This window comes from Pseudomonas sp. Snoq117.2 (genome assembly GCF_900110545.1).
Taxonomy (GTDB): domain Bacteria; phylum Pseudomonadota; class Gammaproteobacteria; order Pseudomonadales; family Pseudomonadaceae; genus Chryseomonas; species Chryseomonas benzopyrenica.
Genome location: NZ_FOED01000002.1, coordinates 708680 through 719327, shown reverse-complemented (window position 1 = coordinate 719327; position 10648 = coordinate 708680). Strand labels below are relative to the sequence as shown.

Below are 10648 nucleotides of genomic sequence, written 5' to 3'. Positions count from 1 at the left end.
TCGATAGCGTCCCCTGTGTTTTTCCGGTGATTCATGTCCAAGACGTCCTTTCTGCTCGACTTCGGCCTGCTCAGGTCCCACGCCGCCTTTCGTACCCTGTTCATCGCCCGTCTGGTGTCCGTGCTGTCCCTCGGCCTGCTGGCCGTGGCGATACCCATTCAGGTCCAGGCCCTGACCGACTCGCCGCTCAAGGTGGGCCTGGCGCTGAGCATGGCCGGCATCGGCATGTTCGTCGGCCTGCTCACCGGCGGGGTGCTGGCCGATCGCCTGGAGCGGCGCCGGCTGATCCTCGCCGCCCGCTCCATCTGCGGCCTGGGCTTCATCGGCCTGGCGGTCAACGCCAGCCTGCCCGAGCCATCGCTGACGGCCATCTACCTGCTGGCGCTGTGGGATGGCTTCTTTGGTGCCCTGGGCGTCACCGCGTTGCTGGCGGTGACGCCGATCCTGGTCGGTCGGGAGTCCATGGTGCAGGCCGGCGCCCTGAATATGCTCAGCGTGCGGGTGGCGGCCATCGTCGCGCCGCCGTTGGGCACCTTGCTGATCGCCCAGAGCGGCGTGGCCTGGAACTACATGCTGACCGCCGGCGGCACCCTCATCACCCTGCTGGTGCTACTGCGCCTGCCGCCGCTGCCCCCGCCGGAACAGCCGCGCGAAACGCCCTGGCAGGCCCTGGGAGGCGGCATCGCCTTCCTCTTCGAGAATCGCCTGCTGGGCGCGGTCGCCCTGGTCGGCGCCCTGGTGACCATGGCCAATGCGGTGCGGGTGCTCTATCCGTCGCTGGGCGAGAGTTGGGGGCTGGATACCGGACACCTGGGCTGGCTCTATGCCGCCGCACCCCTGGGCGCGGCCATCGGCGCCCTCACCAGTGGTCGACTGAACCAGGCACCACGCCCCGGCCGTACCCTGCTGATGACCGCGGTGGCCACCTTTCTGGCGGTGGCGGTGTTCGCCCTGTTGCCCGGCTTCTGGCTGTCAGCGCTGTGCCTGGTGCTGTTCGGCTACCTGGGTGCGCTCAATTCCCTGGTGCAGTACGCGCTGATCCAGCGCCTGACCCCGGATCGCCTGCTGGGGCGCATCAATGCGCTGTGGACGGCGCAGAACATCGGCGGCGAGGCCATCGGCGCAGCGCTGTTCGGCGGCCTGGCCAGCCTGCTGCTGCCGGCGCAGGCGGCCTGCGTCTTTGGTCTGGTCGCCACCGGGGTGGCCGCCCTCTGCTGGGCGCTGGCCCGCGGCCTGCGCCGGGCGGAAAGCCTCGGCGCCTGATCCGCTCCGGTGCGTCTTGCGTAGTGTGGAAAACCGCGTAGCGTTTTCCACGATTTCTCGGTTCAAGGCTTGGCGTAGCGCTGTTCCAGGCGATCCAGCAGCAGGTTGGCGCTGTAGGGGTCGAGGCGGAAGGTCTCGGCGCCCAGGGCTTCCACGCGGTTGTCCTTGACCGCCGGCAGGTGCGCCAGCAGCGGATTGCCGCGTACCGCTTCGGCTTCCTTGGTGTCCGCGGCGAACAGCAGAAAGGTCTGGCCGGTGAGGCCGGTGGCGACGTTTTCGCCGGCCAGCTGCAGGATGTCGTGGCGCTGGCCCTGGCTGTGTCCCGTGGTCAGCCCGGCCGGCAGCGTCGCCAGGGTGAAGCCCAGGCTTTCCAGCAACTGGCCCTGGGACGAGGCCGCGGTCCAGAGATTGGCCTGGCGCGTCGCCGGGTTGTAGACGAAGGCGGACACCGGTTGCGGCGGTAGCTGCAGGCGCGCCTTGAGGTCGGAGACCCGCCGGTCGAAATCTGCGACTACCTTGGCAGCAGCGTCCTCGCGACCGGTGGCCTGGCCGAGCAGTTCCACCACCTGTTGCCAGCTGCGATTGTCGTAGCCCACCACCAGTACCGGGGCGATGGCCTTGAGCTGATCGACCAGGCGCAGCGCCGAGTCGTTACCGGCGGCACTGACCAGGATCAGGTCCGGCGCCTCGGCGGCCACCGCCTCCGCATTGGCCTCGCCGATGTACAGCCGCTTCACCTCGTGTTGCTTGGCGACCTGCCCCCACTGGCGCAGGAACCCCTGGTCATCGGCGAATCTGTTGTTGGGCGAGGTGGCGCCGCTGGCCACCACCGGCGCGCCGATGGCGAGCAGGGCGCCGGTGAGGGTGACGCTGGTGGAAACGATGCGTTGCGGCTTGGCCGGCAGGGTCACCTGATTGCCGTCGGCGCTGATCTGTCGGGGCCAGTCCGCCGCGCGGGCGGTACCGCCCAGCGCCAGAATGGCGAGGATCAGCGGGGTGAGAATGCGAAACACTGACGACGAGCTGAACATGGACGCCTTCCGGTTGTAAGATAATCACTCTCATTTTCAAAGATGCACCTCGCTACAGCAAGGGCTGTCGATGGCGGCCAGGGGCGAGCGCGCGCAAAGCGGAAGGCCAGAGCGGTCCGACAGTCTTGCCGATGTTCTGCCCAGTGGCGATTTGCCGACCAGATCAAAGGGTTGCGTGCTGTAGAGGGAAACCGTTTGGCAGCTAACGAATTGACTTCCGCTGATACAAAAGTTAATTTCTGCTTATTGATAAGCATTATCATTTGTGTAGAGGTCCGTAGCAATGTCGAGTAAAAGGGCTGACGTGGTCGGGCAGATCGCCACCGAGCAGCAGGAGCAGGCCGCCTTCCTGTTCCAGTCGGGTGACCGTGTCCTGCGCGGACGCGGCATCTGTGCCCGGGTCGAGACGCCAGCCAGCGGCGGCGCGCACCGGGACAGTCTGTTTTTGCATGCCGTGGAAGAGGCCTTCGCTCGTGCCCGTCAGGCCGGCATCGCCGAGCCGGTGATCATGGGCGCCATTCCCTTCGATACCACCAAGCCCTCCTGCCTCTATGTGCCCCGCGAGCATGCCTGGATGGCGCGCCCGGCACCGGTCAGCAGCGCACCGGTGACCCCGGCGCAGGTGCGCGAGGTGCGCAACCTGCCCAGCGCGGACGGCTTCTGCCTGGCGGTGGAGGAGGCCATCGAGGCCTTCCGCCGCGGTGAGCTGAGCAAGGCGGTGCTGTCACGCATCCAGGAAATCCAGCTGGCCGAGCCCGCCGACGTGGAGGCCATCCTCGCCAATCTGGCGCGGCAGAATCCCACCGGCTATCAATTCCGCATCCCTACCGCCGAGGGCGGCGAGCTGGTCGGGGTCAGCCCCGAGTTGCTGGTGCGCAAGCAGGGCGCGCTCGTCCATACCAATCCCCTGGCCGGTTCGGCCAAGCGCCGCGCTGATCCCCTGGACGACCAGCGGGTGGCCCGCGAACTGCTGGAGTCCAGCAAGGACCATTACGAGCACCGCCTGGTGATCGAGGACATCCGCCAGCAGCTGGCGCCCCTGTGCAGCCGCCTGGACGTGCCCGAGGCGCCGTCGCTGCTCAGCACCAACGCCATGTGGCACCTGTCCACCGCCATCGACGGCGAACTGGCCGACAGCCGCACCTCGGCGCTGCAACTGGCCTGCCGGCTGCACCCGACCCCGGCGGTCTGCGGCTTTCCGACGGTGGCCGCGCGCCAGCTGATCGAGCGCATCGAGCCCTTCGACCGTGGCCTGTTCACCGGCATGGTCGGCTGGTGCGATGCCCAGGGCAACGGCGAGTGGGTGGTCACCATCCGCTGTGGCACGGTGCAGGGCGACTGGCTGCGGCTGTTCGCCGGCGCCGGTATCGTCGAGGCCTCCGACCCCGCGGCGGAATGGGCCGAGGTCACCGCCAAACTGGGCACCATGCGCGCCGCCTGTGGCTTGCTCGACGAGGAGAACCCCACGTGAGTCTGGAATTCACCCCCTGGCCGGAAGACCTGGCCGCCCGCTATCGCGCCCTCGGCTACTGGTCCGACCTGCCGATGACCGAGATCCTGGCCCGCAGTCGCGCGGCCCTGCCGGACGCCCCGGCGATCCTCTGTGGCGAGCGCCAGCTGAGCTATGCCGAGCTGGACGAGCGCTCCAGCCGCCTGGCCGCCCACCTGCAGGCCGCCGGTCTGCGCCGCCACGACACGGCGCTGGTGCAGCTGCCCAACGTGGCCGAGTTCTATGTGGTGTTCTTTGCCCTACTCAAGGCCGGCATCGCCCCGGTCAATGCGCTGTTCAGTCACCAGAAGCTGGAGCTGCTGGCCTATGCGCGGCAGATCCAGCCGCGGCTGTTGATCGCTTCCACCGAGCACAACCTGTTCCGTGACGATACCTTTGTCGCCGAGTTGCGTGACGTGGCGCCCGGGCTGAGCGAAGTGCTGCTGGACGGCGCGCAGGATGCACGCAGCCTGCAGCAGCGCCTGGATACCCCCCTGGAGGGTTATCAACTGACGCCCACCGCGGGTGGCGAGGTGGCCTTCTTCCAGCTTTCCGGTGGCAGCACCGGTACACCCAAGCTGATCCCGCGCACCCACAACGACTACTACTACAGCCTCAGACGCAGCGTCGAGATCTGTCAGCTGACCCCGGCGACGCGCTTTCTCTGCGCCTTGCCGGCAGGGCACAACTACACCCTCAGCTCGCCCGGCGCCCTGGGCGTCTTCATCGCCGGCGGCTGCGTGGTCATGGCCCGCGATCCCGAGCCGCTGCGCTGCTTCGCGCTGATCGAGCGCCATCAGGTGGACTGGGTGGCCCTGGTGCCGCCGGCGGTGGCGCTCTGGTTGCAGGCCGCGGCGGCGCCTGAGCAACGCGCGCGACTGGCCAGCCTGCGCATGGTGCAGGTGGGCGGCGCCAGCTTCGCCGAGGCCCAGGCCCGGCGGGTGCCCACCGAACTGGGTTGCCAGCTGCAGCAGGTGTTCGGCATGGCCGAGGGCCTGGTCAACTACACCCGTTTGGACGACGAACCCGAGCGTCTCTTCACCACCCAGGGCCGGCCCATGAGTCCGGATGACGAGGTGCGCATCACCGACGAAGACGGCCAGCCGGTGCCCGATGGCCAACCTGGTCTGCTGTCCACCCGCGGTCCCTACACCTTCCGCGGTTACTACCGCAGCCCCGAGCACAATGCCCAGGTGTTTGATGCCGAGGGTTTCTACTTTTCCGGGGACGTGGTCCAGCGCGATGCCGCCGGTTACCTCAAGGTGGTCGGCCGGGTGAAGGACCAGATCAACCGCGGGGGCGAGAAGATCGCCGCGGCCGAGATCGAGGGCCTGCTGCTGCGCCATCCCGGTATCACTCACGCGGCCCTGGTGGCCATCGCCGACGAGTTGATGGGCGAGAAGAGCTGTGCCTGCCTGGTGGTTAGCGATCCGGCGCTCAAGCCGGTGGCCCTGCGCCGCTATCTGCGCGAGCAGGGCGTGGCCGAATACAAGTTGCCCGACCGTTTCCAGTTCCTCGACCAGCTGCCGCTCACCGCCGTCGGCAAGATCGACAAGCGCCGCCTGCGCGAGCAGCTGCAGACCCCTTCCACCGAGCGTCTCTAAGGTTTCCCATGGCTATTCCCCGTCTTGCCTCCTATCCCTTGCCCCAGCCCGACGGCTTTCCTGCCAATAAGGTCGACTGGACGCCCGCGGCCGACCGCGCCGTGCTGCTGATCCACGACATGCAGCGCTATTTCGTCGAGTTCTATGGCGACAGCAGCCCGCTGATCGACCAGGTGGTGGCCAACATCGCCGCCCTGCGCGCCTGGGCCGACGCCCAGGGCGTGCCGGTGGTCTATACCGCCCAGCCCACCGACCAGCCGCCGGCCGATCGCGCTCTGCTCAACGACATGTGGGGTCCGGGTCTGACCCAGGCCGATCCCGCACTGCAGCAGGTGGTGGACGAACTGGCACCCAAGGACGGTGACGTGGTGCTGACCAAGTGGCGTTACAGCGCCTTCCACCGCTCCAACCTGCAGGACCTGATGACCGAGTGGCGACGCGACCAGCTGATCGTCTGCGGCGTCTATGCCCACATCGGCTGCCTGACCACCTGTACCGACGCCTTCATGAGAGACATCCAGGCCTTCCTGATCGGCGACGCCGTGGCCGACTTCAGCGAAGAAGAGCACCGCATGGCGCTACGCTACGTGGCCACTCGCTGTGGCAGCACCCTGAGCACCGCCCAGGTCACCGGCGCGGGCGCGGTCGTGCTGGACGAAGCCTGGCTGCGCGCCCAGGTCCAGCCGCTGCTCGATGCCGACGACGAGGAGCCGGCGCTGGACGACAACCTCACCGACTTCGGTCTGGATTCGGTGCAGGTCATGACCCTGGTGGGGGAATGGCAGAAGCGCGGCCTGCCTGTCACCTTCGCCGATCTCGCCGCCCAGCCGACCCTGCAGGGCTGGCTGGATCTGCTGCGCGCTCGCGCCTAGGGAGCCGCTGATGACGCAACTGGATTTCACTGGCAAGCGCGTCTGGGTGACCGGCGCAGGGCAGGGCATCGGCCTGCAGGTGGCACGCCGCTTCCAGGCGGCCGGCGCCGAGGTGATCGGCCTCGACCGGCACTTCGCCGAGAGCAGCTATCCTTTTCGCATTCAGCTGCTGGATGTCGCCGACGCGGCCCAGGTGGAGGAAGTCTGCCAGGCGCTGCTGGCGGAAGAACGCCGGCTGGACGTGCTGGTCAATGGCGCCGGCGTGCTGCGCCTGGGCACCAGCGACAGTCTGAGCCTGGACGACTGGCAGGCACTGCTGGACGTCAACGTCTCCGGGCCCTTCTATCTGTTCCGCCAGCTGGTGCCGCTGTTCAAGGCCCAGGGCCGCGGCGCCATCGTCAACATCGCCTCCAACGCCGCCCATGTGCCGCGCCTGCAGATGGCCGGCTACTGCACCTCCAAGGCGGCGCTGGTGTCCCTGAGCCACTGCGTGGCCCTGGAACTGGCGGGCTCGGGCGTGCGCTGCAACGTGGTCTCGCCGGGTTCCACGGCGACCCCCATGCTGGCCGGCATGCTCGGCTCGCCCGAGGGTTATCAGCGCCTGGTGGACGGCCTGCCGGAAGACTTCAAGCTGGGCATCCCGCTGCGCAAGATCGCCCAGCCCGACGAGATCGCCAACACCGTGCTGTTCCTCGCCTCGGACCTGGCCAGCCATATCACCATGCAGGACATCGTGGTGGACGGTGGCGCAACCCTGGCAGCGTGAGGGCTTTTCGTAGGTTGGGTTGAGCGTTAGCGAAGCCCAACAGGCGTTGTCCGGCGACCGCCTGTGTTGGGCTTCGACGATGAGGCTGTCTCAGCCCAACCTAGGGGATGACGTCGAACCGGTAGGCCCGTAGGTTGGGTTGAGCGTGAGCGAAGCCCAACATCCCTATCAAACGAATCGCGGCCATGGGCCGCTCCTACGGTTCTGTAGGAGCGGCCCATGGCCGCGCTAGGTATCACTGAAGGGCTTCGTTAACGAAGCCGTTCCACTCAACCCGCCACCAGCACCCGAATGGCTTCCAGCCGCAGCGAGGCCTTGTCCAGGTAGGTCAGGCCTTCTTCGCGCTGCTGGCGCAGGCGGTCGATCTCGTCCTGGCGGACGCTGGAGTTGACCGCGCGCAGGGCTTCCAGGCGGGCGATTTCCTCGTCCATGCCCGAGAGGTACGCCTGGCGTGCTTTGGCGACGCGCTCCTCGTGGCGCGGCAGGGCCTTGCTTTCGCCGCCGCCGATCAGCTTGGCCAGGGAGTCGCGCTGGGCCTGGACGAACTTGTTGGCGCTGGTGCGTGGCACACTTTCCAGCTGGTCGTTGAGGGTCTCGAAGGCCACCCGGGCAGCCAGGTCGTTGCCGTTAGCGTCCAGCAGGCAGCGGATCGCCAGCGGCGGCAGGTAGCGACCCAGTTGCAGGGCGCGCGGCGCCACCGCCTCGCTGATGTAGATCAGTTCCAGCAGCACGGTGCCCGGCTTGAGCGCCTTGTTCTTGATCAGCGCCACGGCGGTGTTGCCCATGGAGCCGGACATCACCAGGTCCATGCCACCCTGGGCCATGGGGTGTTCCCAGGTCAGGAATTGCATGTCCTCGCGAACCAGGGCCACGTTGCGATCGTAGGTGATGGTCACGCCTTCGTCGTCGCCCAGGGGGAAGCCGGCGTCAAGCATCTTCTCGCTGGGTTTGAGGATCAGGGCGTTATCGGAGTGGTCCTCGCTGTCGATGCCGAAGGCGTTGAACAGCTCTTCCATGTACATGGGCAGGGCGAACTGATCGTCCTGCTCGAGGATGTCCTCGACCAGCTGCTCGCCGGCACCGGCGCCGGAGGAATTGAGCTCCAGCAGGCGGTCACGACCGTTGTGCAGCTCGGTTTCCAGCGCCGCGCGCGCCTGGGCGCCCTGTTCCAGCAGCGCCTGCCAGGTGGCGTCATCGCCGCCGGCCAATTGCTCTTCCAGTTCGCTGGCGAAGCGTGCCTGCAGGGCGCTGCCAGTGGGCGAGGTGGCCAGGAAGGCGTTCAGAGCCTGGTGGTACCACTGGAACTGGCGTTCCTGGCGGCTGCCTTCAAGGTAGGGCACGTGCAGCTGGATGGTGTGGCGCTGGCCGATCCGGTCGAGACGGCCGATGCGCTGCTCCAGCAGGTCCGGGTGGGCCGGCAGGTCGAACAGCACCAGGTGATGGGCGAACTGGAAGTTGCGGCCTTCACTGCCGATCTCGGAGCAGATCAGCACCTGGGCACCGAATTCCTCGTCGGCGAAGTAGGCGGCGGCGCGGTCGCGTTCGAGGATGCTCATGCCCTCGTGGAACACCGTGGTCGGGATGCCGGACTTGAGGCGCAGGGCGTCTTCCAAATCCAGAGCGGTTTCCATGCGCGCGCAGATGACCAGCACCTTGTGCGGCTTGAGCGCCTTGAGGGTATCGATCAGCCACTCGACGCGGCCGTCGTGGCGCCACCAGCGATCATTGTCGTCTTCCGGGGCGAATTCGGTTTCCGGTTGCAGCGACTGGCCGGGCATGACGCCCTCGTCCAGGTAGGCATCCGGGAAGGGCAGGGCATGGGCGTGCAGCTCGCGCTCGGGGAAACCCTTGACCGCGGCGCGGGTGTTGCGGAACAGCACGCGACCGGTGCCGTGGCGATCCAGCAGCTCGCGCACCAGGCGGGCGCGGGCCTCGGCATCGCCGGCGGCGGCCGCCCCCAGCAGGGTCTCGCCTTCCTGGCCGAGGAAGCCACCGATGGCGTCCTGGGCAGCCGGGCTCAGGGCGCCGGCATCGAGCAGTTCCTGTACCGCTTCGGCCACCGGGCGGTAGTGCTGGGACTCCTGCTGGAAGGCGGCGAAGTCATGGAAGCGGCTGGGGTCGAGCAGGCGTAGACGGGCGAAGTGACTGTCCTGGCCCAGTTGTTCGGGGGTCGCGGTCAGCAGCAGCACGCCGGGAATGACCTCGCCCAATTGTTCGACCAGGCTGTATTCGCGGCTGGCGCCCTCGGGGTGCCAGACCAGGTGATGGGCTTCGTCGACCACCAGCAGGTCCCAGCCGGCGGCGAAGGCCGCATCCTGGGCCTTTTCGTCGCGCACCAGCCAGTCCAGGGAGACCAGCGCCAGCTGGGCGTCCTCGAAGGGATTGCCGTCTTCGCTGGCCATGAAGCGCTCGGCGTCGAACAGCGCTACTTCCAGGTTGAAGCGGCGGCGCATCTCCACCAGCCACTGGTGCTGGAGATTTTCCGGGACCAGGATCAGCACCCGGCTGGCGCGACCGCTGAGCAGCTGGCGATGGATCACCAGGCCGGCCTCGATGGTCTTGCCCAGGCCCACTTCGTCGGCCAGCAGGACGCGCGGCGCGACGCGGTCGGCCACGCTGCGGGCGATGTGCAGCTGGTGCGGGATCGGCTGGGCGCGGGTGCCGCCGAGGCCCCAGAGGCTGGACTGCAGCAGGCGGTTGCGGTGCTCGTGGGTGTGGTAGCGCAGGCCGAACCAGGGCAGGGGATCGATCTGCCCGGCGAACAGGCGGTCGCTGGCCAGGCGGAACTGGATGAAGTTCGACAGCTGGGCCTCGGGCACGCTGCGTGCCTCGCGCTCGGCGGTGAAGCCGTGATAGGTCAGCAGGCCGTCCGCTTCGGAGACCTCGCGCACGGTGAGCTTCCAGCCCTCGAAATGGGTCACCTCGTCGCCCGGCGCGAAGCGCACCCGGGTCAGGGGCGCATTGCGCTGGGCATACTGGCGCGTCTCACCGGTGGCTGGATAGAGCACCGTGAGCAGGCGGCCGTCCAGGGCCAGGATGGTTCCCAGGCCCAGTTCGGCCTCGCTGTCACTGATCCAGCGTTGTCCCGGTTGATGTGACGCCATGTAGAAGCCTCTCCCCTGCTATCAAAAAGCCGGCTATTTTAGCCAAAGCGGAGTCATAAGCCCAACCTGCTGTTTTGACGCAGAGCCTGTTCAAAATCTCGCGAGCTAGAGCCAAACAAGGCGAAAAGGCCTGAGGAAGCGGAGTTTACGAGTGGTAAATGAGCATTCCGAAGGCATTTTCAACGCGGTTTGGCCGACGCGCAGCAGATTTTGAACAGGCTCTCAGTTCGCTAAATTCGAGGTGCTTGTCATGATCCCCATCATTCCACCCCTTGGCGTGACCCCACCGAACCAGTTGGACCCGGTCCCGGTACGCCCACCCGTGGCCCCGGTGGCGCCCGTGGAACCGGCGGCCGAGACGGCCCATGCGCCCCTGGAAGACGAAGCCACCCTGGATCGCGAGGCGCGTCGTCGCCGCCGGCAGCGCGAGGCCCTGCGCCAGGGCCTCGGCGCCGAACGTGCCCAGGCCCTGGAAGAGCCGGAGCAGGTGGGCGTCCAGGTGGATCTGCGGGTCTAACC

8 protein-coding genes are annotated in these 10648 nt (G+C 67.6%); 6 read left to right on the top strand and 2 right to left on the bottom strand.

The genetic code is table 11. The annotated features are described in order from the left end of the window. The first annotated feature begins 33 nt into the window (after positions 1-33). Positions 34-1263, top strand: a complete 1230-nt coding sequence (entS, locus tag BMZ43_RS09190; RefSeq protein WP_017642145.1) for an enterobactin transporter EntS — start codon at positions 34-36, stop codon at positions 1261-1263. Positions 1264-1325: 62 nt separating this feature from the next. Here entS and fepB read toward each other — a convergent pair whose 3' ends face one another. Beyond that, complete coding sequence (fepB, locus tag BMZ43_RS09185; protein ID WP_064308276.1) at positions 1326-2294, bottom strand: Fe2+-enterobactin ABC transporter substrate-binding protein; 969 nt, start codon at positions 2292-2294, stop codon at positions 1326-1328. A gap of 283 nt (positions 2295-2577) precedes the next feature. Here fepB and BMZ43_RS09180 point away from each other — a divergent pair, with 283 nt between their 5' ends. Genes BMZ43_RS09180 through dhbA form a run of 4 tightly spaced genes read left to right on the top strand, consistent with a single transcriptional unit; the run spans position 2578 to position 7025 of the window. Further along, on the top strand, positions 2578-3765 hold the full coding sequence (locus BMZ43_RS09180) for an isochorismate synthase (RefSeq protein ID WP_178121574.1): 1188 nt from the start codon (positions 2578-2580) through the stop codon (positions 3763-3765). Beyond that, positions 3762-5387 (top strand): (2,3-dihydroxybenzoyl)adenylate synthase, encoded by a 1626-nt coding sequence (locus BMZ43_RS09175; RefSeq protein WP_064308274.1) that lies wholly within the window; start codon positions 3762-3764, stop codon positions 5385-5387. Before BMZ43_RS09180 ends, BMZ43_RS09175 begins: the two co-directional genes overlap by 4 nt. An 8-nt stretch (positions 5388-5395) precedes the next feature. Next, positions 5396-6259: an isochorismatase gene (locus BMZ43_RS09170; RefSeq protein ID WP_093252661.1), complete on the top strand. Its 864-nt coding sequence runs from the start codon at positions 5396-5398 to the stop codon at positions 6257-6259. A gap of 10 nt (positions 6260-6269) precedes the next feature. Beyond that, entirely contained in the window at positions 6270-7025 is a 756-nt protein-coding gene (gene dhbA, locus BMZ43_RS09165; protein WP_093252658.1) for a 2,3-dihydro-2,3-dihydroxybenzoate dehydrogenase, read from the top strand. A gap of 269 nt (positions 7026-7294) precedes the next feature. Here dhbA and rapA read toward each other — a convergent pair whose 3' ends face one another. Continuing rightward, entirely contained in the window at positions 7295-10129 is a 2835-nt protein-coding gene (gene rapA, locus BMZ43_RS09160) for an RNA polymerase-associated protein RapA (protein WP_093252654.1), read from the bottom strand. 250 nt (positions 10130-10379) lie between these two features. On the opposite strand from rapA, the gene BMZ43_RS27075 reads away from it, so the two are divergent. Next, positions 10380-10646, top strand: coding sequence for a hypothetical protein (locus BMZ43_RS27075; RefSeq protein ID WP_093252651.1), 267 nt, complete (start codon positions 10380-10382; stop codon positions 10644-10646). Positions 10647-10648 lie beyond the last annotated feature (2 nt).

What these genes read in the sequence shown, in the direction of transcription:
- entS (WP_017642145.1), top strand. Translation starts at nt 34, where the DNA reads ATGTCCAAGACGTCCTTTCTGCTCGACTTCGGCCTGCTCAGGTCCCAC.
- fepB (WP_064308276.1), bottom strand. Translation starts at nt 2,294, where the DNA reads ATGTTCAGCTCGTCGTCAGTGTTTCGCATTCTCACCCCGCTGATCCTC.
- BMZ43_RS09180 (WP_178121574.1), top strand. Translation starts at nt 2,578, where the DNA reads ATGTCGAGTAAAAGGGCTGACGTGGTCGGGCAGATCGCCACCGAGCAG.
- BMZ43_RS09170 (WP_093252661.1), top strand. Translation starts at nt 5,396, where the DNA reads ATGGCTATTCCCCGTCTTGCCTCCTATCCCTTGCCCCAGCCCGACGGC.
- dhbA (WP_093252658.1), top strand. Translation starts at nt 6,270, where the DNA reads ATGACGCAACTGGATTTCACTGGCAAGCGCGTCTGGGTGACCGGCGCA.
- rapA (WP_093252654.1), bottom strand. Translation starts at nt 10,129, where the DNA reads ATGGCGTCACATCAACCGGGACAACGCTGGATCAGTGACAGCGAGGCC.
- BMZ43_RS27075 (WP_093252651.1), top strand. Translation starts at nt 10,380, where the DNA reads ATGATCCCCATCATTCCACCCCTTGGCGTGACCCCACCGAACCAGTTG.